The sequence below is a fragment of the Streptomyces sp. NPDC037290 genome, from assembly GCF_055603245.1.
In genome coordinates, this window is sequence record NZ_JBVJVZ010000005.1 from 116161 (window position 1) to 142491 (window position 26331).

Sequence of the window (26331 nt, forward strand, 5' to 3'; positions counted from 1 at the left end):
CATCCCCCATTGGTGAGGGCTGAGCCATGAAGACGAGCCCACTGCGCCAGGTGGGCGAACTTGTAAAGCGAAGGTCGTCGGTTCGAATCCGACAGGGGGCTCTCTCGCTGAACGGCACGAACGCCCCGGACCATGATCGGTCCGGGGCGTTCGCCGATCATCCCCACCCGATGTCCAAGGTCCACGTCCGACCATCGAAGCGCCGGGATCTCGCCGCGCCGCAGACCCGTGGAGACCGCCAGGGCGAAGGCGGCGTACAGCGGATCGCGGCGCGCGGTCCACCGAGACAGCTCGCGACGGGGCACCTTCGGAACCTCCACGGGAGAGGCGGCGTTCCGCGTCACCAGCTCGTCGGTACCGATGGAAGCGCCGAGCCGGCAGTTCCCCGGCGTCCGGCGCCTGGTCCGCCATGACGACCTCGCCGATGACGAAGAAGTTGCCGTCCTCCGTCCCGAGGACGCCGGGACAGTTGTTCGCGCCGACCGACCCGCGCTCGGCGGGCGTCGACCCGATGCGGCGCATGAGGCTGCCTGCGGTGACAGGCTGGGTGTTATGAACACCAATACGGACTGGGTGTACCGGGTGTTCGAGCCGCACGGCTCCGAGGGCTGGCGCCCCTACGGCAGCGACCCCGACCGGTGGCAGGGCGCGATCACCGCCCCCGACTCGGACGAGGGAGCCAAGCACGCCATCGGCCGCGTCGTCGCCGACCTGATGACCGAGTGGGAGAGGACCGGCCTCCACCACGCGATGCATGTGCGGGTCTTCCTCTGGCACGGCGAGGAGGGCGACATGGCGAATGCGGATTTCGTCGTGGAGGTTCGGCCCCGGTCGGACTTCGACACAGCGTGACGGTTTGGGCAGTTCGGCGGTTCGAATCGTGCCGGTGGAGCTACCCGCCGGTGGGCACCCGAGGCAGGCCCTTGACCAAGGTCAGAAGAACATCACGAGAGCGCGATGGGGATGACGCTTTCCCTACTTGATCAAGCCCCGGCTGCGCTCCGCTCCGCCGGGCGCGCTTCCCGGCTCCGCTGCGGGCGCCGCTCCTGCCTTCGGCCCGCTCCGCCCGCGCTGCGCCGACGCGCGCCCATATGTGGCCTTCGGCCGGTCCTGGACGGGTTTAAGCCTGCCGCAGCGCTCTCAGCGCTTGAAGGAGCCCTTGGTCCGTTCCTTCGTGCCCCGCATCTTGCCTCGTGCTTCGAGAGCGGCGCCTTTCGCCGCGAGGGTTTCCTTGTGCATCGCGTGGGCCGCCGTCCGCACGGTCTTTCCGACGATCTGTTCGGCCTTTGCCTTGGCCCGTTCTCCGGCGCTCATCTCGGTACCTCCGTGGGTCTCACTGGCCGTGTGCCCCGTGAGGCAAAGGGTGAAGCCACCCTCGTGGGCCGCGGTGGTAAGAGGCGGCTGAGGTGCCCAGGGCCCGACGCGGAGGGATTCCAGACCCGCTCTCACCCGGATGACCGCCTCGATGCCTCCGTGGCGGCGGCACGTATCGCCATGGGCGGTCTGCTTCGCGTGAGGGGATCGGAACGATGACAGGGGCAGCTCAGCCGGGGACGTGCAGCCCCGTCGGCTGGGCCGTCTCTGGGCCGTCCGACGCCGCTCAGTGGCGACCACTGACGCCTGATGACAGTCGTAGCGAGCGGCAGCCGCAGTTCACCCAAGTGGATCTGCGAAATGGTGCAGCCATGCCTAAGCCCGGAGATTGCTCATCGCTAGGCGTACTCAGCGACGTACTCCGGGCGGTACGTGGCTCGGTAGTTGTCGAGCGCCCTCTGAAGCATGGCGCCCCGCGCGGAACGCCGGCCGTGAGCTGGTCCCAGCCGAGGAAGCGCACATGGTCTGGGATGCTGACCAAGCCGGTGATTGCGTCCCAGAAGGCATCCCAGTTCATGCCGTAGAAGCCCGGGGAGCCCAACTCCCGCGTCAGAAGCATGTGCAGGGCGCGCTCGTCGGTCACCTTGCTCACGTCAATGGTGATCACGGCGACATGCGTGCATGTGGTTACGCCGTGTCAGGGTTTCCCCAGTGGGGAGTTCGCCGCGAGCGGGCGCCGGCCGAAGATCTCGGCGAGGCGCCGACCGGCAGCGACAAGTCCCCTCTGTGAGCGACCTGGTGAAGGCCGGTTCGGTCCCCGCCTGCTACGCGCGGATCATCAACGCGTGAGGCAACGAGTGCGACGCGATCACGCCGAGCCTCTTCGCCGCGCAGATCCAGCAGCAGTCCGCGTTCAACCCTCCCCTGCCGGCGCGCAGTTCGTGCTGAGATCATGATCACATGGTCAAGTATTTACTCGCTGTGACGTTTAGGATTTGATCTTGCTGTCAACCTCAACTGGCCTTACAGGAAGAGAATTTGATGGCAACCTCAAGCATGGCGCGCGCCGGCAAGCGCGCTTCGATCGTCGGAATGGCCGCAGCGGCAGTTGTCGGCGCTCTCGCGATGCCCGCTCAGGCATCGTCCTGGTCCAGCTCCCTCACCAATGTGGGAAATGACTTCGAGTCACGTCGCTGGACCGACAACGGCGGCTCCACGACGATCAAGTTCACCAGCTGTTCAAGAGACTCGTCCGCGTCGCAAGCCGTCACGGTGACGCTGCGCAAGGACACCTTCGGGCCTGACCCGAAGTACAGCACGCAGCAGTTCACCAACTGCTTCCACTCCGGTGCCACGTCGAGCGGCTCGTGGGACGACCACGGCAGCGGCGACTACTACTTCGTCGTCGACTACGGGCAGAACGTCTACGCCCCCGTGTCGGTCAAGTCGCTTACCGTCTACTACTGATCGGTAGTTCTCCGGGCCCCCGCCGCACAGCGTGCCGCGGGGGCCCGGCCCACAGAAAGGCCCTGCATGCCCATCGCCTTCCGCGAGTGCACCTTCCGCTACCGCGGAGGTGACGCCGTCATCCAGAACCTCGATCTGGCTTTCCCCTCCGGAGCCACGGTTCTCCTCGGACCCAACGGAGCAGGCAAGAGCACACTGTTGTCGCTTGGGGCGAGCGCACTGCGCCCGCAGTCCGGAGGCGTGACTTTCGACGGCCTGAGCCCGTGGAACCGCAAGCAGTCCGCGGCCTATCGCGCGGCGGTGGCATGGCTCCCGCAGAAGCCGTCGTTCCTCTCAGGGATGACCTGCCGTCAGCACGTCACCTATGCGGGATGGCTCAAGGGGATGACACAGCGCGACGCATCGAGCGCGTCCGGCGAGGCACTGGAACGTGTAGGCCTTGCCAAGCAAGCAGACCGGAAGGTCAGTGAGCTGTCCGGCGGGCAGCAGCAGCGTGTCGCAATTGCTCAGGCCCTCGTCCACCGCGCCAAGGTCCTCCTCCTTGACGAACCCACCGTAGGGCTCGACCCGGCACAGCGAAGATCGTTCCTCAAGCTCATCGCATCACTGCGGAACGAAACACATGTGATCGTCTCCACCCATGACATCGCCGACATCAGTGAATCCTTCAGCGATGTCGTAGTACTTGATGGGGGAAAGGTCCTGTTCAACGGACCCGTTCCTGCGTTCCTCGCCCATTCGGGAACCCTGACCCACTCGGAACGCGCCGCGGAAGACGCCTACACCGCTCTCCTCGAAGGAGAATCCAGGTGATCTTCTGGCATCAGCTGCGGCGTTCGGCGGCCCCATGGGTCATCCTGCCGGCCGCTCTGTTCGTGTCCCTGTACATGCAGAGCGCGGTATACACCGTCCCGTCACACTACGGAATCGAGTCGGGCGAGAGCACGATCCATGCGCTGGCCACCATCGCCCCGGCCGTCGCCGCATGCGCCGCATGGGACTCGGGGCGCATGCGTTCCGTACGCCACATGCTGACCACATCCTCGCGGTCACGATGGTCGCTTCTCTTGTTCATCGGCACTCCCGTCGCCGCACTGGAAGCCGCACTTCTCGTGCTCGCCGTTGTCCTGGCACGGATCAACACCGGAGTATTTCCCTCCGGTGCCGGATGGACCGCACTGGCACACATGATCATCGTCCCTGCCGAGTGGGCCGTGATCGGCTGGTACGTCGGCGGGCGCCTGCACAGAAGTATCGCCGCACCAGCAGCAGCAGCCCTGTGCTGGGCCTGGCTGACGATGCCCCATGCGATGTCCAACGCGTGGCTGAGGCATCTCGGCGGGTTCATCGACGGAACGTCCACCATCACCGATGTCCACCGGCCCGAGATCTATTTCGTGCCATGGGTCTTCACCGGGTGTCTGATAGCCGTCACATGGCTCCTCACCCGTACCAGCTCCCGCCGCTTCTTCCTCCCCGCCGGCGCAGGTGCCGCCGCCGTAGCACTCCTCGCCGGAAACGCCGCGGTCAGCGGATGGGGCTACGGCAACCCGGAAACCGTACGCGCCGTTCATTCCGTGTGTTCTGGAACCGCCCCGCAGATCTGCGTTCCACCGGAATACCGTTCTTACATTCCGCAGATCCGCCGCAGCACCCAAGGCCCGCTCAGTGCCCTGGTCGCCGCCGGCGTCACACAGCCGAAGCGTATGGAGATCCTCTCGCCGTCAGTGAAGACCGCACCGGGCGTATGGCGGCTGCACTGGGGACTTCCCGCTGTTCACCAGCAAGCCGAATACCACACGGCCGCCGATGTCATGGCAGTCTCGGCCGTCGAGGGGACCGCGGCCCAGCATGGAAAGCTGCCGTGCGGAGGCCCGTCCGCTCCAGAACTTGTATGGGCCACTGCCGTTGCGGGCAACAAGGACGAGGTGCGCAAGGAAACCGATCCGCAGTTGTGGGGCCTGGTGGGTCCTGTCCTCGATCAGCCGGTGAAGCAACAGTCCACCTGGTTCACGCAGCAGGTCCTTGACCATGCCTGCGCAGCGGAGGGGACGCGTTGAGGCTCTATGCGGCAGCAGTGCGGAAGTGGTGGACCGCAGCTGCAGCGATCATCCTGATGGCAGTGATATGCCAGCTTTCGGGAACGAGCAGTATCGAGCTGCCCGCTCTCAACGGCAGTGGCGTCGCGCCCTTGGCCTACTTCACCCCGCTGCTGGTGTCCACCGCGGTCCTGTACTGCCTCAACCGACGTGTCGATCACATCGAGCGGACCGCTGTGGTGGCTGTCGCCGTGATCGATGCGGCATGCGTGGCGTCCGTGTTCGTTCTGTGTCTGGCAGCCGGTTTCGTGACGGGCTTCGACACCGCCCGCAACGTGCTGCTGCTGACGTGCATCGGTCTGCTGATCGCCCAGGTGGGCAACAGCGCATCGGGTATCGCCGCGGGCATGATGCTGCTGATCGCCGGCGTCGTCGCGGGACGTGGCCCGGCGGGAAGCCACGCCTGGTGGGCCGTGGTCCTGTATTCGTCGAGCAGTGTCCCCGCGTGGTCCCTGACTGCGGTGGTGCTGGCAGTCGCAGGCATCCGTTCCGTCAAAGCCTCCGGGAAGCCGTAGCCTTTCGTCCGGGGCGACCGGAGCACCACCCCGCCACTGACCCGGCCCGGCATGCCTCACGTCCGGGACGGGCCAGGCGGAGACGCCCTGCCTCAGTGCCGGCCCGCCACCCGGTCCGCCACCTTCGCCAGGCGTGAGGACTCGGTCCCCGGGTGGAGGCGTTCGCGCTCGTCGGCGGTGCGGTAGGTGGCGTACATGCCGTGGACGCCGAGCCAGCGGAAGGGTTCCGGTTCCCACTTGCGGACCTTGTGGTTCACCCAGGGCAGGTCGGTCAGCTCGGTGCGGCCGCCCTGGCCGGAGTCCTGCTGGACCAGGTCGCGCAGGGTGCGGGCGGCCAGGTTGGCGGTGGCGACGCCGGAGCCGACGTAGCCGCCGGCCCAGCCGAGACCGGTGGAGCGGTCGAGCGTCACCGTGGCGCACCAGTCGCGGGGCACGCCGAGGACGCCCGACCAGGCGTGTTCCACGCGGACGCCCGCCAGGGAGGGGAAGAAGCGGGTCAGGATCTCGTGCAGGGCCTCGACCGTCGCCTGCTGGGTGCGGCCGTCGTTGTCGGTCCTCGACCCGAAGCGGTACGGCACTCCCCGGCCGCCGAGCGCGATCCGGCCGTCGGCGGTGCGCTGGGCGTACATGTAGGCGTGGGCCATGTCGCCGAGGGTTTCGCGGCCCGCCCAGCCGATCGACTCCCACTGTTCGTCGGTGAGGGGCTCGGTGGCGATCATGGAGGAGTTCATGGGGAGCCAGGTGCGCTTCTGGCCCTTCAGGGACGCCGTGAAGCCCTCCGTGCAGCGCAGGATGTACGGGGCGCGGACCGTGCCGTAGGGGGTGATGGCGTGCTTGGGGCGGATCTCGGTCACGGGGGTGGACTCGTGGATGGTGACGCCGAGGGCCTCCACGGTGGCGGCCAGGCCCTTGACCAGCTTCACGGGGTGCAGCCGGGCGCCGTGCGGGGTCCAGGTGGAGCCGACCGCGTCCGCGACGCGGATCCGCTCGGCCGTCTCCCGGGCGCCGTACAGTTCGCGGTCCTTCTCGCCGTACGTCAGCTCGTGCTCGTGGAAGGCCTTCAGACGGGCCAGCTGGGCGGGGGTGGTGGCGACCTCGAGGACGCCGCCCCGGTGCACGTCCGCCTCGATGCCCTCGGCCTCGGCGACCGCGATGACCTCGGTCACGGTGTCGTTCATCGCCTTCTGGAGCCGTACGGCGGCGTCGCGGCCGTGCAGCCTGGCGTACCGGTCGCGGCCGGCGATGCCGTTGTAGAGCCAGCCGCCGTTGCGGCCGGAGGCGCCGTAGCCGCAGAACTTCTGCTCCAGGACGGTGATGCGGAGGAAGGGGGCGGTCTTCTTCAGGTAGTACGCGGTCCACAGGCCCGTGTAGCCGCCGCCGACGATGACGACGTCGGCGGACGCGTCCCCGGACAGTGGTTCCCGTGCCACCGGGAGGCCGTCGTCCGCGTACCAGAAGGAGACCCCGCCGTTGACGACACTGCTTGCCGAGCTGCTCATGGCGGGGACGTTAACCCCTGAGTGCGGCCAGTGTCTCCTTCGGATTCCATGCTTTTCCGCGGCCTCGCGTCAGCGGGTGGCAGGCCAGCCCGATCAGTACGGACACGAAGTGACCGAGTTCGGTGAAGGAACGCTCCATCGCCAGGGACAGCCCGAAGAGGGCCAGGACCGCCAGCAGGTACGCGTACCGCCAGGGTGGCGCGATGCGGTAGGTGAGGACGCCGATGACACCGGCCAGTGCGTAACTCACCCCGACATCAAGGGTGTTGACCGCCGAGTGCGGGGCGAGGCCGTCGCGGATCGCCATCAGCAGGGCGCCCTCGCTGGCCAGCGTGGCCAGTACGTGCGCCAGTGCGCACACCGCGAGCCAGCGGGCGGTGCCCAGCCAGCGTTCGGCCGGTGCGTGGAACGCGGTGTACAGCACGGCGTAGGGGACCCAGTGGCCGCTGTCGATCCACATCGCGCTGGCCACCAGGACCCGCACCGGGTTGCGGGACAGCTCATGGATGTTGGTGGACCGCTGCCGCAGGAAGTGCTGCTCGAACTCCGGCGACATGCGGTGCAGGGCGACGGTCGAGACGAACAGGATCGCCAGCCACACGTATGTGCCGGGGGCGCTGCGGACGTACGCCCGCACGCCGCCGGGGCCCCGGATGATGCGCATGAGCCGATTCACGCACGCCAGTGTCGTCCGGCCCGTGATTGACATCCCCCGTGCCGCCGGTCATGGCTCCAGCACCACCTTCCCGATCGTGCCGCGGTTCTCCAGCGCACGGTGCGCGGCGGCCGCCTCCGCGAGGGGGAAGCGGGTGACGGCGGGGCGCAGCCGGCCGTGGGCGGCCTCGGCGAGTGCGCGCAGTTCGAGCGCGCGCAGACCGCCCGCCCCGCGGAGCATCTCCGGGCCGAGCACCGACTCGGAGACGCCCTCGACGAGGTGGCCCCCGCCTTCCGCGACGCCCTCCGCCGACCAGCCGAAGACCAGGTGCCGGCCGCCGGGTCCGAGCAGGGCGACGGCCTGCCGGGCCACATCGCCGCCGACGCCGTCGTAGACGATGGTGGCCGGTCGTCCCGCGAGGTGGGCGCGGACCTCGGCGGGCCAGGCGGTGTCGGTGTAGTCGACGGCGAGATCGGCGCCGTTCGCCCGGACCCGGGCGGTCTTGCGGGAGCCGCCCGCGAGCCCGATCACGGTGGCTCCGGCGTTCTTGGCGTGCTGGACGAGCAGGGTGCCGATGCCGCCGGCGGCGGCCGGTACGACGACCACGTCGTCCGGACCCGGCTCGGCGAACCGCGCGATCCCCAGCGCCGTACGCCCCGTGCCGATCATGGCGACGGCCGCGGCGAAGTCCAGGTTCTCCGGGATCTCGTGGAGGCGGTCGACGTCGGTGACGGCGAGTTCGGCGTAGCCGCCGGGGGCGAAGCCGAGGTGGGCCACGACCCGCCGGCCGAGCCACAGCCCGTCGACGCCGTCGCCGAGCGCGTCCACCACCCCGGCGACCTCCCGGCCGGGCACGGTCGGCAGGGCGGGCCGCTCGGGCAGCGGGCCCTGGTGTCCGGCGCGCAGGGCCGCGTCGAGCAGGTGCACCCCGGCCGCGGCGACGGCGATCCGCACCTGGCCCGGACCGGGGACGGGGTCCTCGGTCTCCTCGTGGACCAGGTTCTCGGCCGGCCCGAAGGCGTGGAGGCGGACGGCGTGCATGGTGACCCCCAGGGAGGACGACGGTCTGTCTCAGTTGCCTGTCACGGTTGTCTGTCTCAGCCGCCTGTCACGGCTGTCTGTCCCAGCTGTCTGTCCCAGCTGTCCGTTCCGGCAGGCCCACCCTCCGGCCTCAAGCCTGCTTGAGGTCAAGCGCCGGCCGGCCGAGGATCAGGGACACCGCCGTGACCGCGCTGTTGAAGGACACCTCCGACAGCACCCCGGGCGCCGCCACCTGGTCGCCGGCGAGGTAGACGCCGTCGCCGCGGTCCACGGCGGGCCGGTCCCGCCAGCTGCTGCCCGGCGGGTCCACGGCCCCGGTACGGCCGTCCGCCACCGCCTCGCGTCGCCAGGTCACCCGCTCCCGCCAGCCCGGGAAGCCCAGGTCGAGCAGTTCCTCGGCGCGGGCGAGACCGTCGGTTCGGTTCGCGCCCGGTCCGATCGGGATCTGGCCCTGGATCAGCTGCTCACCGGCCGGCGCGAGGGACCGGTCCGGCCCCGTGCACCGCTCGAGCCAGCCGGTCGCGTCGAGGTCCGAGACGATGAAGGGGTCACCGCGCCGGCTGCGCAGGGCGAGGTCGAGCAGGACGGTGCGGCCGCTCGGCCAGGTCAGCGAGTCGTCGCCGAGCAGCCGGCGGGCGGCGGGCAGGGAGGTGGCGACGACCACCGGGGCGCCGGTGGGCAGTTCGTCGACACGGGCCAGGGTCTCGATCCGCACGCCCAGTTCCCGGGCCCGCGCGGCCATCCGGTCGATGACGGGCGCCCAGCCGCCGACCGGGTAGTGCGCCTCCGGCGGCAGCTTGGTGGCCCGGCGCAGGCGTTCCTGGACGAACGCGGCGGACAGGGCGCCGGGATCGTGGTGGAAGAGGGCGACGGCCGCGTAGTGGGCCGCGGCGCGGGCGCCCTCCTCGCCGGCGAGCCCGGTCGCCCAGCTCAGGAAGTCGGCGTCGACGGGGGCCGTCCGCAGGCCGGGGCGCAGCAGCTTCAGCATCCCGAAGGGCGGGGTGCGGCGCAGGACGCCGTGGTGGCGCAGCCGCAGCCGGGCCGCCTCCAGCGGCGGGATCGGGGCGAGCGGGCCGATCAGGTCGCGCTGCCGCAGCCACGCCCAGTGCGGGCCGCCGTTGTAGAGGGCGTGCGGGCCCTCGTTGGTGCGGTACGGACCCTCGGCGGTGCGGGCCCGGCCGCCCAGGGTGCGGTGGGCCTCGTACAGGGTGACCTCGGCGCCTGCCTCGGCGGCGGTGATCGCGGCGGTGAGCCCGGCGAAGCCGCCGCCGACGACGGTGATGGGCTGCATGGGACGGTCCCTCCCTCAGATCGGTTCACCTGGTCCGTGCTTACGACGGCCGGGGTCCGCCGGGATGTGACATCGAGGGGGTTCGCGCAGGTCGGGGGGATTGTCAGTGGCGGGGTGCAGCATGGGGGCATGGCGAGGAGAGCGACGGGCGGCCGTGCGGCGGGCCGGGCGGGGACGAAGGGCGCGCGACGGCCGGAGCTGCGGCTGCCGCCCCTGGAGCCGTGGACGGACGGCGAGTTGCGGCCGGACGGGGACTACGACGGGCTGGACTTCCGGGACGCAGACCTCACCGGGCAGGACGGCGTGGGCGCCCGCTTCATGGACTGCGCGCTGACGGGCTGCTCGGTGGACGGTACGGCGCTGGGCCGGGCCAGAGTGCTGGACTCGGTCCTGACCGGACTGCGCGGGGTGGGCACGCATCTCGCCGAGTCCACGTTCCGGGACGTCGAGCTGATCGACGCCCGGCTGGGCGGCACCCAGCTGCACGGCGCCGTGCTGGAGCGGGTCGTGGTGCGCGGCGGCAAGATCGACTTTCTGAACCTCCGCGAGGCCCGCCTCAAGGACGTCGTCTTCGAGTCCTGTGTGCTGGTCGAGCCGGACTTCGCGGGCGCGAGCCTGGAGCGGGTGGAGTTCGTCGACTGCGCGCTGAGAGAGGCCGACTTCGGCAGCGCGACGCTGAAGGACGTGGACCTGCGCGGGGCGGCTCCGCTGGAGATCGTGCGCGGACTGGACCGGCTGTCGGGGGCAGTGATCAGCACGGGGCAACTGCTGGATCTGGCCCCGGTGCTGGCGGCGGAGCTGGGGATCCGGGTGGAGTAGGCCCTTCGGCGGCGCCACGACGGCCCTTCGGCGGCGCCACGACGGCCCTTCGGCGGCGCCACGACGGCTGCGCGCCGGCGACACGGCGGCCCTACGACACCCGGGGAAAGCGGGCCTGGAGCGTCCAGATCGCCGGGTTCTCCGCGAGGTCCTCATGGAGGTCGGTGAGGTCCGCGATCAGGTCCTGCAGGAAGTCGCGGGCCTCGCGGCGCAGTTCGGCGTGCGAGAAGGACAGCGGGGACTCCTCGGCCGGCACCCAGTCGGCGGTGATGTCCACCCAGCCGAAGCGGCGCTCGAAGAGCATCCGGTCGGTGGACTCGGTGAAGTCCAGCTCCGCCCGCTGCGGCCGGGCGGCGCGGGAGCCCATCGGATCCCGGTCCAGCCGCTCCGCGATGTCGCACAGCGCCCACGCGAAGTCCAGCACCGGCACCCATCCCCAGGCTGTGGACAGCTCCCGGTCCGACTTCGTGTCCGCGAGATAGACGTCACCGCAGAACAGGTCGTGCCGCAGCGCGTGGACGTCCGCACGGCGGTAGTCGGTCTGCGGGGGGTCGGGGAACCGGTTGGAGAGGGCGTAGCCGATGTCGAGCACGGGAGAGATGGTGTCACGCCTTTGTGCGAATCCCGGCACATAAGATCACTGACATGTCCAGATCCGTACGCCCGGTGCCGGCTGTCGCCGCCCTGCTCGTCCTCGCTCTCACCGGCACCGCGTGCGACGGCGGTGTGCGAGGCACCCCGGGCGCGTCCGGCGTACGCGACCCCTACTTCCCGAAGGCCGGCAACGGCGGCTACGACGTCGGGCACTACGACCTCACCCTCGACTACACCCCCGCCACCCGCCATCTCACCGGTACGGCGGTCATCACCGCCCGCGCCACCCAGGACCTGTCCGCCTTCGACCTCGACCTCGCCGGGCTGCACGTCGACGCGGTGACCGTCGAGGGCAGCAAGGCCCGCTTCAACCGGGCCGGCCAGGAACTCACCGTCCGCCCGCACGACGACCTCAGCAAGGGTGAGACCTTCCGCACCGTCGTCCGCTACTCGGGCACCCCCCACACCCTCACCGATCCCGACGGCTCCGAGGAGGGCTGGCTGCCCACCGCCGACGGCGCCCTCGGCCTCGGCGAACCCGTCGGCTCCATGGCGTGGTTCCCGGGTGACAACCACCCCTCCGACAAGGCCACCTACGACCTCACGGTCACCGTCCCCGAGGGCCTCCAGGCGGTCTCCAACGGCGACGTGACGGACGAGTCCACCAAGGGCAACCGCACGACCTTCCACTGGCACACCGCCCAGCCCATGGCGAGCTACCTCGCCACGGTCGCCATCGGCCACTTCGACGTCACCCGCACCACCGGCCCGCACGGACTGCCGGTCATCACCGCCGTCGACCCCAACCAGGCGAAGGCGAGCAAGCAGGTGCTCGCGAAGATCCCGGACATCATCAAGTGGGAGGAGCTCAACTTCGGGCCGTACCCCTTCTCCTCCACCGGAGCGATCGTCGACCGGCCGGGCGACGCCGGCTACGCCCTGGAGACCCAGAACCGGCCCGTCTTCCCCGGCGACGAACTCGACACCGGCACGCTCGTGCACGAACTCGCCCACCAGTGGTACGGCGACTCGGTCACCCCGAGGTCCTGGCAGGACATGTGGCTCAACGAGGGTTTCGCCACCTACGCGGAGTGGCTGTACCGGGAGGACCACGGCGGCAAGAGCGCCCAGCAGACCTTCACGGACCTCTACGACGGCGACAACGAGGCCATCTGGGCCTACCCGCCCGCCAAACCGTCGAGCGCCGCCCACATCTCCGACAGCCCCGTCTACGAGCGCGGTGCGATGGTCCTGCAGAAGATCCGGCAGAAGGCCGGCGACGACACGTTCTACGACATCATCCAGGGCTGGGCCGCCGACCACCGCTACGGCAACGCGAGCACCGCCGACTTCACCGCGTACGTCGAGAAGAAGGCCCCGCACCGGGACTTCGGCGAGATCTGGAAGGACTGGCTGTACGGGGACCGCAAGCCGTCCCGTCCCTGACGGGGACCCCCGGCCGGGGCCGGGGGTCCCCGCACGGCGCGGCGTCCGTCAGACGTTCACACCGAAGTCCTGGGCGATGCCGACCAGGCCCGAGGCGTAACCCTGGCCCACGGCGCGGAACTTCCACTCCGCGCCGTTGCGGTACAGCTCGCCGAAGACCATGGCCGTCTCGGTGGCGGCGTCCTCGGAGAGGTCGTAGCGGGCGATCTCGGCGCCGCCGGCCTGGTTGACGATGCGGATGTAGGCGTTGCGGACCTGGCCGAAGTTCTGGCCGCGGTTCTCGGCGTCGTAGATGGAGACCGGGAAGACGATCTTGTCGATGTCGGCCGGGAGCGCGGACAGGTTGACGTTGATCGCCTCGTCGTCGCCCGCGCCCTCGCCCGTGCGGTTGTCGCCGGTGTGGACGATGGAGTTGTCCGGGGTCTGCTTGTTGTTGAAGAAGACGAAGTGCGCGTCCGAGTAGACCTTGCCCTGGCCGTTCACCGCGATGGCCGAGGCGTCCAGGTCGAAGTCCGTGCCGGTGGTGGTGCGGACGTCCCAGCCGAGGCCCACGGTGACGGCGGTCAGGCCCGGAGCCTCCTTGGTGAGCGAGACGTTGCCACCCTTGGACAGGCTTACAGCCATGTTGGGAGTCCCTTCCTTGGATATCTGTGTATCTGTGCCGATGAAGCTACCGTCACCCGGGAGAACGTCGAGAGGGGTACCGTCGGTTCCGGGTCCCTTTACCTTTTTTACCCGCCGGGAAATCCAGGTGACGCGGACCGGGCGTGACCGGGAACATGGAACGCATGTCTGGTCCCTACGTCGTCCGTGGCTCCGTCTCGCTTCCCGAGGCCGAGCTGATGTGGCGTTTCTCCAGGTCGTCGGGGCCCGGCGGACAGCACGTCAACACCAGTGACTCGCAGGTGGAGCTGCGCTTCGACCTGGCGCGCACCGAGGCGCTCCCCCCGGTGTGGAAGGAGCGGGCGCTGCAGCGGCTCGCCGGCCGGCTCGTCGACGGAGTGGTGTCCGTGCGGGCCTCCGAGCACCGCTCCCAGTGGCGCAACCGCGAGGCCGCCGCCGTACGCCTCGCCGCACTCCTCGCGGAGGCCTGCGCGCCCCCGCCCAGGCCGCGCAGGGCGACCCGTGTCCCGCGCGGCATCAACGAACGCCGGCTGCGGGAGAAGAAGCAGCGCTCCGAGACGAAGCGGGGCCGCTCGCGGCGGGACTGGGCGTGAGCCGGTGTCACCCGGTGGGCAGGGGTGCCCGTCACATCCGCGGCCCGGCGTTCGTCAGTGAGGCAGAGGACCACTGGCGGTGACGGAGAGGCCGGGCACACGATGAGCGACGACGGACAGCACCGCGACGACGATCTGCTCGCCGAGCGGTTCGAGGAGTACCGGGGGCACCTGCGGGCCGTCGCCTACCGGATGCTGGGCTCGGCCGCGGAGGCCGAGGACGCGGTCCAGGAGGCGTGGTTCCGGCTGAGCCGGTCCGACACCGGTGAGGTGGGCAACCTCGGGGGCTGGCTGACGACCGTCGTCGGCCGGGTCTGCCTCGACATGCTCCGCTCCCGCCGCTCCCGGGGCGAGGAGCCGCTGGAGACCTGGGCTCCGGGAGCCTCCGCCGAACCGGACCCGGCCCAGGACGCCGTGCTCGCCGACTCGGTCGGGGCGGCCCTCCTGGTCGTCCTTGGGACGCTCTCGCCGGCCGAGCGGCTCGCGTTCGTGCTGCACGACCTGTTCGGGGTGCCGTTCGAGGAGGTCGGCGGCATCCTCGGGCGCAGTCCGGCCGCCGCGCGGCAGCTCGCCAGCCGGGCCCGGCGCCGGGTGCGGGGTGCCGAGGCGCCGGAGGCGGACCTGGTCCGGCAGCGGCAGGTGGTCGACGCCTTCCTGGCGGCCGCGCGGGGCGGCGACTTCGACGGGCTGCTGGCGGTGCTCGACCCGGACGTGCTGGCCCGCAGCGACGCCGGTACGACCGTCGGCGCGGCCCAGGTCGCGTCCGGCGCGAGGAGCTTCGCCCATCTGGCCCGGGTCGCGCGTCCCGCGCTGGTCGACGGCGCCACGGGCCTGGTCGTGTACGCCGACGGCCGCCTGGAGCGTGCGCTGACGTTCACCTTCGTGGCCGACCGGATCGCGTCCGTCGACATCGTGACGAACCCGGCCGACCTGTCGGTGCTGACCGTCGAGCCGGTCTAGGCCGCTTCGGCGGGCCCGGTGTCACTCCAGGTCGAGCACTCCCACGGTCTGGCCCCCGCTCGTCTCCCCGTTCTTGCGGAAGCCCAGCCGGAGGTAGAAGTCCTCGGGGCCGTCCGGGCCGGGGTGCCAGGTCACGTGGAGTTGCCTGCCGCCCCGGCCGCGGATCAGGTCGGCCACGGCGGTGACGGCGAAGCGGCCGTAGCCCCGCCCCTGTGCGTCCGCCGCGATGTTCAGGCGCCACAGGCCCGAGCGGCGCACGCTGCCGTCGCCGTACCAGTCGATGTCCAGGAAGGCCATCAGGAAGCCGACCGGGCGGTCGTCGTCGACGATCAGCCGGGGCCAGGCGACACCGGCGGGGTGGACGTACGCCTCGGCCAGGGACTTCACGACCGGTTCGACCGCGTGTTCCTGGTCGGGGCGGATCCGGATGCCGATCGCGGCGTCGAAGTTCGCGGGGGTGACGTCTTCCAGACGAGGTGTCATCCGCTCACGCTACGCACGCGGTTCGCGTCCCGGCCACGCGATATCGGGCTCAGCCCACATGCCGGTACCGGCCGCGGAAGTACAGCAGCGGGCCACCCTCCGTGCTCGGGACGCGTGCGGTCAGTACGCGGCCGATGACGAGGGTGTGGTCGCCGGCCGTCACCCGCTGCTCGGTGCGGCACTCCAGGGTGGCCAGCGCGCCGCCCACCAGGGGCGCGCCGGTGGCCTCGCCACGGGAGCAGGGGAGGTCCTCGAAGAGCAGGCGGTCGCTGATGCGGCCCTTCATGGCGAAGCGGCCCGCGATGTGCCGCTGGCTCTCGGTGAGTACCGACACCGCCCACAGGGGCTGCTCGCCGAGCAGGTCGTCCATGCGGGAGCCCTCGCGCAGGCTGACCAGCACCAGCGGCGGGTCGAGGGAGACGGACATGAAGGCGGTGGCGGTCATGCCGACGTCCTCCGTGCCCGGCGCGTCCGGGTCGTCGGGGTCCAGCGGCGGCTCCTGCGCGGTCACCAGGACGACCCCGGCGGCCAGTCGGGACATCGCGGCCCGGAACTCGTCGTTGCTCACCCCCTCAGCATGCCCGGAAGCTGTGGTGGCGGTGGGGGAGGGAGTCTTCAGCACGCCGGAAACGCTAGTCTGCGCCCCGCGCGCGCCACATCGGGCCTCGGCCCGAGCCTGGTCCTAGGACCAGGGGCGGACCGCTGTGTGCGTCATGTGAACAGGCCCGCAAAACTTACGTTCAGTAAACCCATGGGGAAACCGCAGAAACTCCACTCAATTGTTCACGTTCTCCTGTGACTTGAGTCACAAGGGGCAGGAATTGTTGACCCTGTGTACCGAGTGGGCAGCGCGCTGTGATTCAGTGGCGGGGAAACTGGAAGAGCACTGTAAGCGGCACCCTGAACGAGCGCCGACGACAACCCTTGATTCGCTGCGAGGTCTCGGGGGGAGGGCGAGCATGGAGACCGAGTCGGAGCCGTATGTCCGCCTTGCGTCCCTGCGACAGCTGCACCAGGTCATGGCCGACATGAACACGGCACGCAGCCTGGCGGACACACTGCAGACCGTCGCCGACGGCGCCGTGAACGCCCTCGGGTACGAGATGGCCTGCGTGAACCTCGTACGCCCCGACGGCGACCTCGTCGTCGCCGCGTTCTCCGGCAACTCCGCCGCCGAGGCCCTGATCACCGGCCGGGTCGGCTCCCGCGACGCCTGGGAGCGGCGGCTGAACATGGGCGAGCGCTGGGGCGACCTGGTCTTCATACCGCACACCGAGGGCTGGGTCCTCGACGACGACGACGTCCCCCAGTGGTACACCGACGGTCCCGCCCCCCGCTTCGAGGACGAGTGGCACCCCTCCGACCGCCTCTTCGCCCCCATGTACACGCCGGGCATCTCGGGCGGCTCCTGCGGCGAGCTGCTCGGCGTCATCTCCGTCGACCGCCCGCGCAACGGCCGCCACCCCGGCGCCTGGGGCCGCGAGGCCCTGCAGATGTACGCCTTCCAGGCCGCGATCGCCATCAGCAACGCGCGTCTACGTGCGAACATGCAGCGCGCCCTGGTCCGTCTGGAGCGCGAGCAGCAGGCCCTGCGCGCCAGCGAGGAATCCTTCCGGCAGGCCTTCGAGTACGCCCCCTCCGGCATGGCCATCGCCGAGATGGGCGGCGACCAGCACGGGCGCATCCTGCGCACCAACGACGCCCTGTGCCGCCTGCTGGGCCGTCCCGCCTCCGCGATGCGCCGCTACTCCTTCTCCGACCTCGTCCACCCCGAGGACATCGGCACCCTGCTGCGCACCTCGGCGGAGGGCGGCCGCGCGGAACTCCGCCTGGGCCGCCGCGACGGCAGCTACGTCTGGGTCTCCCTGCGCAACTCGGTCGTCGCCGACGCCGCCGACGGCCCCCGCTTCCTCCTCACCCACGTCGAGGACATAGAGGAGCGCAAGCGCCGTGAGCTGCAGCTCGCCCACCGCGCCTCCCACGACTCCCTCACCGGTCTGCCGAACTCGGCGGAGCTGCGCTCACGCCTGGCGGCCCGGCTGTGCCGGCGCCCGACCCACACCGGCGAGCTGGAGTCCCTGGACGCGGCCTACGGCCACCCCGCCTTCGACGCCCCCGCGAACCACGGCTTCGACTTCAGGCCGGGCACGGAGGGCTACGACGCCTACGACCACCACGTCCACACCGTCGCCCCCGAGGACGGCCGCGACGACGGCACCAAGGGCCTCGCGGTCCTCTTCTGCGACCTCGACGGCTTCAAGTCGATCAACGACCGCTTCGGCCACAACGCGGGCGACGCGGTGCTGATCGAGGTCGCCCGCCGGCTGACCCGGGGCGTCCGCGACGGCGACACGGTCGCGCGGCTCGGCGGCGACGAGTTCGTGATCCTCGCCGACGGCCTCGGCCGGGCCGACGCCCAGGACCTCGCCGTACGGCTGCGCAACGAGATCATCCAGCCGATCCGGGCCGAGGGACGGGCCGTCCGGGTGGGCGCGAGTTTCGGTATCGGATGGGCACACTGCGGCATGACGGCGGACGAAGTGTTGAAGTCAGCCGACGAGCGGATGTACGTAGAGAAACGATCTCGTCCCAAACAACATCGACGCGCCGGATGATCCCCAGGTCAGGGGCATGATGCGATTCGAGTCACCTGTTTGGCTCAGTCAGAGCGGGTAGGCTCGCCCTTCCAGACCTGTATCGCATCACCCGCACCTGCTGAGGAGACCAAGGGATGACGCCCGGCGAAAACGGCCCGAGCACGCCCGAGGACGACGACCCGTTCGGGTATCTGTACGCCGACGGCCAGGCCAGAGGAGCCCAGCCGCCCTCCGGCGGTTACGGCTACCCGAACTCGGTCAGCAGAGTGCGCACGGTCGGCGAGCGCCAGTACAGCCAGCCGCAGTACGGCCAGCCGACCGTGCCGCAGCAGCAGGCCGTCTACGGCCAGCCGAACGCCCACTACCAGGCCCCGGAGACCCTCCCCGGCGGCGCCCCGCCGAGCACCCCCCGCTCCGCACCGCCCGCCCCCGGCCGCCGCGGCCCCAACACCAAGGGCCTGCTGATCGGCGCGATCGCGGTGGTCGCGGCGGTCGTCGTCGGCATCGGCGTGGCGATGATCAACGGCAACGACGACAAGACCGGCAACCAGGCCAACACCCCGAGCCAGTCCCAGAGCCGGGCCTCGAGCCCGTCGGCGAGCAGTTCGGCGGCGAGCGGTGAGCTTCCGAAGACCGACGCCGCGAGCAGCTCCGTCCAGCTGGGGGGCGGCGCGACAGCGGCCTCGGACGTCAAGGGCGCGAAGTCCTCGGACGGCCGCTATGTGACAGGCCTGAATCAGCAGGGTGCTTCGATCACGTGGACATTCGACGGCATCCCCGAGGCCGGCAAGTACTCGGTGTACGTCGGCTACAGCGTGCCGGGCAAGGACGGGACCGCCACGCTCACGGTGAACGGCACGCCTTCCACGCAGCCCGTCAACCTGAAGAACTGGTCACATGCCGCAGGCGGCGACTACGCGCAGGGCTGGACAAAGACCTTCAACTACGTCCAGCTCAAGCAGGGCACGAATACCGTCACTGTCTCCTGCGGGCAGGGCAACCAGTGCGACGCGCTGGTCGACCGCCTGTGGCTGGTCAAGGGCTGGGTCAACTACCACGGCTGAGTCACGGCGCGTGGTGGTCTTCATCATCACGCGGCGCTGACTTCCCCGGTCACCGCAATCCGCCCCAGCAGTTTCCCGTACGCCGAGCGGTCGAACTCGCCCGCCGCCGGAGCCGCCACCGTCGCCGCCGACAAAGCCACCGCCCGGGCCAGCCGCTCCGGCCAGGGGAGCTTTTCCACCAAGCCCGACAGCAGGCCCGCCACCGCCGAGTCGCCCGCGCCCGTGGGATTGCCGTGGACGCGAGCCGGCGGGGCGGCGCGCCAGCGGCCCTCCGGGGTGACGGCCAGCAGGCCCTGCGGGCCGAGGGAGGCGACGACCGCCTGGGCCCCGCGGCGACGGGCGTCCTGCGTGGCGCGGAACGGTTCGTGGGAGCCCGTGAGTTCGGCCAGTTCGTCGGCGTTCGGTTTGATGAGGTCGGGGCGGGCGGCCACCCCGCGGCGCAGGGGTTCGCCGCTGGTGTCCAGCAGGACGGGGACGCCCTGCGCACGGGCCAGGCGGATCAGGTTCGCGTAGGCGCCGACCGGGACGCCCGGGGGCAGGCTTCCGCACAGGGCCACCGCCGAGGCGCCGCCCAGCAGTTCCTCGTAGCGGTCGAGGAAGGCGGCCCACTCGGTGGGCGCTGTCTGCGGGCCCGGCTCGTTCAGCTGTGTGGTGTCGCCCGGGAGATCGTCCACGACCGCGATCGTGCGCCGGGTCGCCCCGGCGACCGGGACCAGCGCGTCCGTCAGCCCGGGTACGCCGGCCAGCTGGTCGCGTACCGCCCGGCCGGTCGCGCCGCCCGCGAAGCCCGTGACCGTCACCTCGTGGCCGAGGGCGGCCAGGACGCGGGCCACGTTCACGCCCTTGCCGCCCGGCCGTTCGATGACCTCCGAGACCCGGTGCGAGGCGTGCGGCCGTAGTGACCGCACGCGGTAGGTGAGGTCGAGAGCGGTGTTCAGTGTGACCGTGAGGATCACCCCGGCCGACCTCCCTCGAAGTTCCCCGCGTCCGTCCACGCGCCCGTCATCGGTTTCCGGGGCCACGATCATGCCAAAGAGACGGCGGCCGGCCCAGTCATGAGTCGGCCGCCGTTGCGGGAAAAGACGGGCAGATCAGGCCAGTTGGGGCGGGATCACCCACTCGCCGTGCCGCATCACGCCCGTGAGGTCGAAGTCCGCGTCCAGCAGGACCAGGTCGGCGTCCTTGCCGGGCTCCAGGGAGCCGACGCGGTCAAAGAGCCCGAGGAGGCGGGCGGGGTTCACCGACAGCGCGGTCACCACGTCCTCGACCGGCAGCTTGTCGATCGTCACCGCCCGTTTGAACGCCCGGTCCAGGGTGAGCGTGGAGCCCGCGATCGAGCCGCCCTCCACCAGCCGCGCCACCCCCTCGCTGACCTCCACCTCCAGCGGGCCGAGCATGTAGCGGCCGTCGCCGGTACCGGCCGCGTCCATCGCGTCCGTGATGAAGGCGACGCGGGAGGCGCCCGCGCGATGGAAGGCCAGTTCCAGGGCGGCGGGGTGGAGGTGCACGCCGTCGTTGATCAGCTCGACCGTGACCCGCTCGTCCTCCAGCAGGGCGGCGATCGGCCCCGGCGCACGGTGGTTCAGGGCCGGCATCGCGTTGAACAGGTGGGTGGCGACGGTGGCGCCCGCGTCGATCGCGGCGGCCGTCTGCTCGTACGTCGCGTCCGTGTGCCCGATCGCCGCGATCACGCCGTGCTCGGCGAGCAGCCGTACGGAGTCGAGGCCGCCCGGCAGCTCGGCGGCGAGGGTGACCATCTTCGCCCTGCCGCGCGCCGCGTCGATCAGCTTGCGCACGTCCGCCGGGTCCGGGTCGCGCAGCAGCTTCTCGGAGTGCGCGCCCTTGCGGCACGGCGAGATGAACGGCCCCTCGAAGTGGATACCGGCGATCTCGCCCTGCTCGGCCAGCTCGCTCAGCAGCCCCGCCTGTGTCACCAGCAGGTCCATCTCGTCGGTGACGGTCGAGGCGACGAGGGTGGTGGTGCCGTGCAGACGGTGCGTACGGACGGCTTCGAGTACGTCGGCGGTCGTACCGGAGAAGGAGGCTCCGCCGCCGCCGTGATTGTGGATGTCGACGAAGCCGGGGACCAGCCAGTGGCCGGTCACGTCGATCACCTCGGCGTTCTCGGGAGCGGCGGCCGTGATCTTCGTACCCTCCACGCAGACGCGCCCGTCGTCCACCACTCCGCCGGGCAGCACCACCCGAGCACCTGCGAGAACCAAGCTGGGAGCCATCAGGCGGTTACCTCCGAGGGGTCGGTGGGGTCGAGGTCGGTGGAGTCGAGCAGGTCCTGTGCGAGCAGGCCCGCGCCCAGGCAGCCGGCCGTGTCGCCGAGGGCCGCGGGCACGATGGCCGGCAGTTTCTGGAAGGTGACCCGCCGCCGGACGGCGTCCCGCAGGGGCTGGAACAACACTTCCCCCGCCTCGGCGAGCCCGCCACCGATGATCAGGGTGCGCGGGTCCAGCAGGGTGAGCGCGGTGACCAGCCCGTCGGCGAGCGCGTCCACCGCCTCCTGCCAGACCCGGACGGCGTTCGGGTCACCGGACGCGACGGCCTTGGCGCAGTCGGCGGCGTCCGCGTCCGGGTCCCCGCAGGCCGCCGCCCAGGCCTCACTGACGGCGGACGCGGAGGCGTACCGCTCCAGACAGCCGTGCTGCCCGCAGGGGCAGGGGGTGCCGCGGGGGCGTACGACGACGTGGCCGATCTCGCCGGCGAAACCGTGCGCGCCCGCCTCCACCCGGCCGTCGATGCCGATGGCGCCGGCGATCCCGGTGCCGAGCGGCACGAACAGGAACCGGTCGGCGCCCTTGCCCGCGCCGATCCGGCCCTCGGCGAGACCACCGGTGCGCACGTCGTGGCCGAGGGCGACGGGGACACCGAGCCGCTGCGTGAGCAGCGCGCGCAGGGGTACGTCCCGCCAGCCGAGGTTGGCCGCGTAGGAGGCGACGCCCCGCTCCTCGTCGACGATGCCGGGGACCGCGACACCGGCGGCGACGGCCGGCGCGCCGTAGTGCTCGGCGCCGTAGGCGCGCAGCTCGGCGGCGAAGTCGAGGATCGCCCCGACCACCGCGTCCGGTCCGCGCTCGCGTCCGGTGGCGCGGCGGGCGCGGTGGAGCAGTTCGCCGTCGTCGCCGACGAGGGCGGCCTTCATCCCGGTACCGCCCACGTCCAGGGCGATGACATGTCTCACCACGGTCCCTAGTGTGACCCGCACACCCGCAAGAGGTCTAGTCCACTCGCGTGGTGTAGACCTTATGTGTCCAGATATTGAACGGTCAGACAGCAGGGTTGGGGCTTTGACGGTGCGTCGGCGTACGGCAGGAACGATCGCGGTGGTGTCCGCACTGGGCATGACGGCGGTTCTCGGCGGCTGCGGGAGCACGGGCTCCTCCGACGTCACGTTGAGACTGGTCGCCGCCGACTACGGCGACTCCGCCGCGGACAGCTCCAAGAAGTACTGGGACACCCTGGCCAAGGAGTACGAGTCCAAGCACCCCGGCGTGAAGATCGACGTCAGCGTGTACTCCTGGAACGACGTCGACGCCAAGGTCAAGGCCATGGTCGCCGCGGGCCACGCCCCCGACCTGGCCCAGATCGGCGCCTACGCCGACTACGCGGCCGCCGGCAAGCTCTACCCGGCCTCCGACGTGCTCTCCATCCGCACCCAGGCGGACCTGCTCTCCCAGCTCTCCGACGCCGGCCAGTGGAACCACACCCAGTACGGCATCCCCTTCGCCGCCTCCACGCGCGTGCTCTTCTACAACAAGACCCTGTTCGCCAAGGCCGGCATCACCCCGCCCACCACCTGGGACGAGCTGGCCGCCGACGCCAGGGCGCTCAGGGACAAGGGTGTGAAGTACCCCTTCGCGCTGCCCCTCGGCCCCGAGGAGGCCCAGGCGGAGACCATGCAGTGGCTGCTCAGCGGCGGCAACGGCGGCAGCGGCTACACCGACGACATCGGCACCTACACCATCGACTCCGCGCCGAACGTCGAGACCTTCACCTGGCTCAAGGACGAGCTGGTCGGCAAGGGCCTGACCGGACCCGTCGCGCCCGGCAAGCTCAACCGCGCGGACGCCTTCGCTGCCTTCGCCGACGGCCAGGTCGGCATGCTCAACGGACACCCCACGCTGATCCAGCAGGCCGAGAAGAAGGGGGTGAAGTTCGGCATGGTGCCCATGCCGGGCCGCACCGGCAAGGCCAGGGCCTCCATGGGCGTCGCCGACTGGATGATGGCGTTCAAGCAGAACGGGCACGCCGAGCAGATTGGCGACTTCCTCAACTTCGTCTACAGCGAGAAGAACGTCCTCACGTTCTCCCGCGACTACGGTCTGCTCCCGGTCACCGGCTCGGCCTCCAACACCATGAGCGCGTCGCAGTCCCCGGCCGACAAGGCCCTGCACCCCTTCCTCGACGAGCTGCCCACCTCCGAGCTGTACCCCGTCGGCAAGACCTCCTGGGCGGCGGTCAGCGCGTCCGTGAAGCAGAACATCGGCCAGGCCGTCGCCCCCGGCGGCAGCCCCTCCGCCGTCCTGTCCCGCCTCCAGGCGACGGCGACCGCGGCCGACAGCGGCGACGCGAGCTGACCCGGTTGTCCGTGCCCGGCGCTACGGTGGCGGGCATGGAACTCGGCCACCGCGAACAAGCCATCCTCGCGCTGGAGCGCCGCGGCTTTCCCGGCCCCGGCGCGAAGGAGCGCGCGATACGCGAGGAACTGGGCCTGTCCCCGGTCCGCTACTACCAGCTCCTCAACGCCCTGCTGGACGACGAGCGGGCCCTCGCCCATGACCCGGTGACGGTGAACAGGCTCCGCCGGGTGAGGGAAGCACGCCGCACGGAGCGCTGAAGCGGACCGGTTCGGGAGGCGAGGCGGAGTCCGGGGAAGCCCCAGGAGTGGTTCGGGCCGACTGTGGATAGTGTCGGTGCATGGACCCTCTGCCGACCCCGCAGACCCAGCCCGGCCGGGACGGACTCGCCGCGTTCCTCGCCAAGCCGAGCGCAGCAGTCGTCGGCCTGGACTTCGACGGCACCCTGGCCCCCATCGTCGCCGACCCCGAACAGGCCCGCGCCCACCCCGAGGCCGTACCGGCCCTCGGCGCACTCGCCCCCAAGGTCGCCTCCATCGCCGTGATCACCGGCCGCCCGGCCGGGGTCGCGGTCCGCTACGGCGGTTTCGCCGGCGTCCCCGGCCTGGAGCACCTGACCGTCCTCGGCCACTACGGCGCCGAACGCTGGGACGCGGTCACCGGCACCGTCACCGCCCCGCCCCCGCACCCCGGCGTCGCGGCGGTCCGCGCCGAGCTGCCCGGTGTGCTGGACCGCAATGGTGCCTGGCACGGCTCCTGGATCGAGGAGAAGGGCCGGGCGGTCGCGGTGCACACCCGCCGCGCCGACGATCCGCAGGCCGCGTTCGAGGCCCTGCGCGGCCCCCTCACCGACCTCGCCACCCGCCACGGCCTGATCGTCGAACCCGGCCGGATGGTCCTGGAACTGCGCCCGCCGGGCATGGACAAGGGGGTGGCACTCGGCGAGTACGTCCGCAAGACCGGCGCCGAGTCGGTCCTCTACGCCGGTGACGACCTGGGCGACCTCCCCGCCTTCGCCGTCGTCGACGAACTCCGCTCCGAGGGCGTCCCCGGCCTCCTGGTCTGCAGCGGCAGCACGGAGGTCACGGAACTGGCGGAACGGGCGGACATGGTGGTGGACGGCCCGGCCGGCGTCGTCCACCTGCTGCGGACGCTCGCGGCTCAGCTGGACTGAAGCTCCTCGAGCGCCTGCAGCTGCTGGAGGAACCACTGGGCGGGCGGCAACGCGGTGGCCGCGGCAGCCAGCCGCTGCGACCGCGCCGCCCGCTCCTCATCCGGCAGGGACAGTGCCTCGTGCAGGACCCGCGCGGTCTGCAGCACGTCGTAGGGGTTCACCGCGAGCGCGTCGGCGCGCAGCTCCTCGTAGGCCCCCGCCTCCCGGGACAGCACCAGCGCACAGCCCCGGTCGGAGACGACCGGGATCTCCTTGGCGACCAGGTTCATGCCGTCCCGGATGGGGTTGACCAGGGCCACGTCGGCGAGCCGGTAGGCGGCCAGGGAGCGTGCGAAGTCGTCCTTGACGTGCAGTACGACCGGGGTCCAACCCGGCGTGCCGTAGGCCGAGTTGATCTCCTCGGCCACCCGCTGCACCGCGGCCGTGTAGTCGCGGTACACGGCGAGGTCCTGCCGCGACGGGTAAGCGAACGCGATGTGCACCACCCGCTCCCGCCACTCGGGGTGGTCCTCCAAAAGCTGCCGGTACGCCAGCAGCCCGCGCACGATGTTCTTCGACAGCTCGGTGCGGTCGACGCGGACGACGGTCCTGCGGCCCTCGCCGATCTCCTCGCGCAGGGCCGCCATCCGCTCCTCGACGTCCGGCTCGTGCGCGCGCTTGCGCAGGAAGTCCCCGTCCGCCCCCAGCCCGTGCACCCCGATCCGGGTACGCGCGGGAATCCCCGGCTTCAGGGCCGCCCGCGCGCAGTCCCGGAACGCGTCCGCCCAGCGGTGCGTCAGGAAGGCGACCCGGTCGGCGCCCAGCATGCCCGTCAGCAGTTGCTCGCGGATGTCGTCGGGAAGCAGCGCGAAGTACTCCGGCGGCGCCCACGGGGTGTGCGAGAAGTGGCCGATCCTCAGGTCCGGGCGCAGCTCGCGGAGCATTCCCGGGACCAGGCACAGGTGATAGTCCTGCACGAGCACCGCGGCACCCTGCGCCGCATCCTCGGCCAGCGCCTCGGCGAACGCACGGTTGTAGGCCTCGTAGGACGCCCACTGGCGCCGGAACCCGACGTCGAAGACCGGCTCCAGCGGGGTCTGGTACAGCATGTGGTGGACGAACCACAGCACCGAGTTGGCGATGCCGTTGTAGGCGTCCGCGTGCACCGTCGCGTCGATGTCGAGCATCCGCACCAGTTGCCCGCCGGTCGCCTCGACCGGGAGCCGGCGCCCGCCGTGGGAACGCCGTACCGCCTCCCGGTCCGCGTCGCTCAGCGCGGCGCACACCCACACCGCGTCGGCGTCCGGCCCGATCGCCGACAGCCCCGAGACCAGTCCGCCGCCACCCCGCCTGGAGCGCAGCGAGCCGTCCTCGTCCACCGTGTACGAAACCGGGCCGCGGTTGGACGCGACCAGCACCTCAGCACCCTGTGTGGCAGCCATGGTCCTCAACCTAGCCCGGCCCGGAAACGCTCAAACGTGCGGTCCGCCCCGAAAGGGGGCCGTATACAGCCGTTCTTCGCCGTTGCCCG

Annotated in this window: 28 protein-coding genes and 1 tRNA gene; 15 read left to right on the top strand and 14 right to left on the bottom strand. The window is 71.0% G+C overall.

Features of this window, described 5'->3' with window-relative positions; all coding sequences use genetic code 11:
* Positions 1-36: 36 nt before the first annotated feature.
* Together ACZ7HQ_RS19140 and ACZ7HQ_RS19145 are read left to right on the top strand one after the other, a co-directional pair.
* Positions 37-101 (top strand) — tRNA-OTHER (locus ACZ7HQ_RS19140).
* Between the two features lie 451 nt (positions 102-552).
* Positions 553-852 (top strand): hypothetical protein, encoded by a 300-nt coding sequence (locus tag ACZ7HQ_RS19145; RefSeq protein WP_470990951.1) that lies wholly within the window; start codon positions 553-555, stop codon positions 850-852.
* A 288-nt stretch (positions 853-1140) separates the two neighbouring features.
* Here ACZ7HQ_RS19145 and ACZ7HQ_RS19150 read toward each other — a convergent pair whose 3' ends face one another.
* Both ACZ7HQ_RS19150 and ACZ7HQ_RS19155 read right to left on the bottom strand, forming a co-directional pair.
* Positions 1141-1314 carry a hypothetical protein gene (locus ACZ7HQ_RS19150; protein WP_470990953.1) on the bottom strand — a complete coding sequence of 58 codons (174 nt, stop codon included), beginning with the start codon at positions 1312-1314 and terminating at the stop codon, positions 1141-1143.
* Between the two features lie 286 nt (positions 1315-1600).
* Positions 1601-1933 carry a barstar family protein gene (locus tag ACZ7HQ_RS19155; protein ID WP_470992207.1) on the bottom strand — a complete coding sequence of 111 codons (333 nt, stop codon included), beginning with the start codon at positions 1931-1933 and terminating at the stop codon, positions 1601-1603.
* Between the two features lie 422 nt (positions 1934-2355).
* Here ACZ7HQ_RS19155 and ACZ7HQ_RS19160 point away from each other — a divergent pair, with 422 nt between their 5' ends.
* The 4 genes from ACZ7HQ_RS19160 to ACZ7HQ_RS19175 all read left to right on the top strand — a co-directional run bounded on the left by ACZ7HQ_RS19160 (position 2356) and on the right by ACZ7HQ_RS19175 (position 5395).
* Positions 2356-2781 (top strand): hypothetical protein, encoded by a 426-nt coding sequence (locus ACZ7HQ_RS19160; RefSeq protein WP_470990955.1) that lies wholly within the window; start codon positions 2356-2358, stop codon positions 2779-2781.
* A gap of 66 nt (positions 2782-2847) precedes the next feature.
* A complete protein-coding gene (locus ACZ7HQ_RS19165) occupies positions 2848-3594 on the top strand; it encodes an ABC transporter ATP-binding protein (RefSeq protein WP_470990957.1) in 747 nt (248 codons plus the stop codon).
* Entirely contained in the window at positions 3591-4841 is a 1251-nt protein-coding gene (locus ACZ7HQ_RS19170; protein WP_470990959.1) for a DUF7224 domain-containing protein, read from the top strand. The genes ACZ7HQ_RS19165 and ACZ7HQ_RS19170 overlap by 4 nt, the downstream gene beginning before the upstream one ends.
* Positions 4838-5395: a hypothetical protein gene (locus tag ACZ7HQ_RS19175; protein WP_470990961.1), complete on the top strand. Its 558-nt coding sequence runs from the start codon at positions 4838-4840 to the stop codon at positions 5393-5395. The genes ACZ7HQ_RS19170 and ACZ7HQ_RS19175 overlap by 4 nt, the downstream gene beginning before the upstream one ends.
* A gap of 92 nt (positions 5396-5487) precedes the next feature.
* On the opposite strand, the gene ACZ7HQ_RS19180 is transcribed toward ACZ7HQ_RS19175, so the two are convergent.
* The 4 genes from ACZ7HQ_RS19180 to ACZ7HQ_RS19195 form a co-directional block, all read right to left on the bottom strand.
* Positions 5488-6894 (bottom strand): NAD(P)/FAD-dependent oxidoreductase, encoded by a 1407-nt coding sequence (locus tag ACZ7HQ_RS19180; RefSeq protein WP_470990963.1) that lies wholly within the window; start codon positions 6892-6894, stop codon positions 5488-5490.
* Between the two features lie 10 nt (positions 6895-6904).
* Positions 6905-7558 (bottom strand): rhomboid-like protein, encoded by a 654-nt coding sequence (locus tag ACZ7HQ_RS19185; protein WP_470990965.1) that lies wholly within the window; start codon positions 7556-7558, stop codon positions 6905-6907.
* A 60-nt stretch (positions 7559-7618) separates the two neighbouring features.
* A complete protein-coding gene (locus ACZ7HQ_RS19190; protein WP_470990967.1) occupies positions 7619-8590 on the bottom strand; it encodes a zinc-binding dehydrogenase in 972 nt (323 codons plus the stop codon).
* Between the two features lie 130 nt (positions 8591-8720).
* A complete protein-coding gene (locus tag ACZ7HQ_RS19195; protein ID WP_470990969.1) occupies positions 8721-9881 on the bottom strand; it encodes an NAD(P)-binding protein in 1161 nt (386 codons plus the stop codon).
* A gap of 129 nt (positions 9882-10010) precedes the next feature.
* Between ACZ7HQ_RS19195 and ACZ7HQ_RS19200 the strand changes: the two genes are divergently transcribed.
* Entirely contained in the window at positions 10011-10700 is a 690-nt protein-coding gene (locus ACZ7HQ_RS19200) for a pentapeptide repeat-containing protein (RefSeq protein ID WP_470990971.1), read from the top strand.
* Between the two features lie 91 nt (positions 10701-10791).
* Here ACZ7HQ_RS19200 and ACZ7HQ_RS19205 read toward each other — a convergent pair whose 3' ends face one another.
* Positions 10792-11292 carry a hypothetical protein gene (locus tag ACZ7HQ_RS19205; RefSeq protein ID WP_470990973.1) on the bottom strand — a complete coding sequence of 167 codons (501 nt, stop codon included), beginning with the start codon at positions 11290-11292 and terminating at the stop codon, positions 10792-10794.
* Between the two features lie 53 nt (positions 11293-11345).
* On the opposite strand from ACZ7HQ_RS19205, the gene ACZ7HQ_RS19210 reads away from it, so the two are divergent.
* Complete coding sequence (locus ACZ7HQ_RS19210) at positions 11346-12740, top strand: M1 family metallopeptidase (RefSeq protein WP_470990975.1); 1395 nt, start codon at positions 11346-11348, stop codon at positions 12738-12740.
* A 48-nt stretch (positions 12741-12788) separates the two neighbouring features.
* Here ACZ7HQ_RS19210 and ACZ7HQ_RS19215 read toward each other — a convergent pair whose 3' ends face one another.
* Entirely contained in the window at positions 12789-13364 is a 576-nt protein-coding gene (locus ACZ7HQ_RS19215) for a TerD family protein (RefSeq protein WP_470990977.1), read from the bottom strand.
* A 155-nt stretch (positions 13365-13519) separates the two neighbouring features.
* Between ACZ7HQ_RS19215 and arfB the strand changes: the two genes are divergently transcribed.
* Positions 13520-13957: an alternative ribosome rescue aminoacyl-tRNA hydrolase ArfB gene (gene arfB, locus ACZ7HQ_RS19220; protein ID WP_470992210.1), complete on the top strand. Its 438-nt coding sequence runs from the start codon at positions 13520-13522 to the stop codon at positions 13955-13957.
* A gap of 102 nt (positions 13958-14059) precedes the next feature.
* Positions 14060-14917, top strand: coding sequence for a sigma-70 family RNA polymerase sigma factor (locus ACZ7HQ_RS19225; protein WP_470990979.1), 858 nt, complete (start codon positions 14060-14062; stop codon positions 14915-14917).
* Positions 14918-14938: 21 nt separating this feature from the next.
* Here ACZ7HQ_RS19225 and ACZ7HQ_RS19230 read toward each other — a convergent pair whose 3' ends face one another.
* Together ACZ7HQ_RS19230 and ACZ7HQ_RS19235 are read right to left on the bottom strand one after the other, a co-directional pair.
* The gene (locus ACZ7HQ_RS19230) at positions 14939-15400 is read right to left on the bottom strand and encodes a GNAT family N-acetyltransferase (protein WP_470990981.1); all 462 of its coding nucleotides are present in this window, start codon (positions 15398-15400) and stop codon (positions 14939-14941) included.
* Between the two features lie 49 nt (positions 15401-15449).
* Entirely contained in the window at positions 15450-15941 is a 492-nt protein-coding gene (locus ACZ7HQ_RS19235) for a flavin reductase family protein (RefSeq protein WP_470992213.1), read from the bottom strand.
* A 418-nt stretch (positions 15942-16359) separates the two neighbouring features.
* Here ACZ7HQ_RS19235 and cdgB point away from each other — a divergent pair, with 418 nt between their 5' ends.
* On the top strand, positions 16360-18015 hold the full coding sequence (gene cdgB, locus ACZ7HQ_RS19240) for a diguanylate cyclase CdgB (RefSeq protein ID WP_470990983.1): 1656 nt from the start codon (positions 16360-16362) through the stop codon (positions 18013-18015).
* 116 nt (positions 18016-18131) lie between these two features.
* Entirely contained in the window at positions 18132-19061 is a 930-nt protein-coding gene (locus ACZ7HQ_RS19245) for a carbohydrate-binding protein (RefSeq protein ID WP_470990985.1), read from the top strand.
* 26 nt (positions 19062-19087) lie between these two features.
* On the opposite strand, the gene ACZ7HQ_RS19250 is transcribed toward ACZ7HQ_RS19245, so the two are convergent.
* The 3 genes from ACZ7HQ_RS19250 to ACZ7HQ_RS19260 all read right to left on the bottom strand — a co-directional run bounded on the left by ACZ7HQ_RS19250 (position 19088) and on the right by ACZ7HQ_RS19260 (position 22251).
* Positions 19088-20017, bottom strand: a complete 930-nt coding sequence (locus ACZ7HQ_RS19250; RefSeq protein ID WP_470990987.1) for a 1-phosphofructokinase family hexose kinase — start codon at positions 20015-20017, stop codon at positions 19088-19090.
* 135 nt (positions 20018-20152) lie between these two features.
* Complete coding sequence (gene nagA / locus ACZ7HQ_RS19255) at positions 20153-21295, bottom strand: N-acetylglucosamine-6-phosphate deacetylase (protein ID WP_470990989.1); 1143 nt, start codon at positions 21293-21295, stop codon at positions 20153-20155.
* Positions 21295-22251, bottom strand: coding sequence for an ROK family protein (locus ACZ7HQ_RS19260; protein ID WP_470992216.1), 957 nt, complete (start codon positions 22249-22251; stop codon positions 21295-21297). Before ACZ7HQ_RS19260 ends, nagA begins: the two co-directional genes overlap by 1 nt.
* Before the next feature lie 112 nt (positions 22252-22363).
* On the opposite strand from ACZ7HQ_RS19260, the gene ACZ7HQ_RS19265 reads away from it, so the two are divergent.
* The 3 genes from ACZ7HQ_RS19265 to otsB all read left to right on the top strand — a co-directional run bounded on the left by ACZ7HQ_RS19265 (position 22364) and on the right by otsB (position 24821).
* A complete protein-coding gene (locus ACZ7HQ_RS19265; protein WP_470992219.1) occupies positions 22364-23647 on the top strand; it encodes an ABC transporter substrate-binding protein in 1284 nt (427 codons plus the stop codon).
* Between the two features lie 35 nt (positions 23648-23682).
* Positions 23683-23907 (top strand): DUF3263 domain-containing protein, encoded by a 225-nt coding sequence (locus ACZ7HQ_RS19270; protein WP_470990991.1) that lies wholly within the window; start codon positions 23683-23685, stop codon positions 23905-23907.
* Positions 23908-23987: 80 nt separating this feature from the next.
* Positions 23988-24821 carry a trehalose-phosphatase gene (gene otsB / locus ACZ7HQ_RS19275; protein WP_470990993.1) on the top strand — a complete coding sequence of 278 codons (834 nt, stop codon included), beginning with the start codon at positions 23988-23990 and terminating at the stop codon, positions 24819-24821.
* Here the strand turns inward: otsB and ACZ7HQ_RS19280 are convergent.
* On the bottom strand, positions 24809-26242 hold the full coding sequence (locus ACZ7HQ_RS19280) for an alpha,alpha-trehalose-phosphate synthase (UDP-forming) (protein WP_470990995.1): 1434 nt from the start codon (positions 26240-26242) through the stop codon (positions 24809-24811). The genes otsB and ACZ7HQ_RS19280 overlap by 13 nt on opposite strands.
* Between the last annotated feature and the right edge of the window lie 89 nt (positions 26243-26331).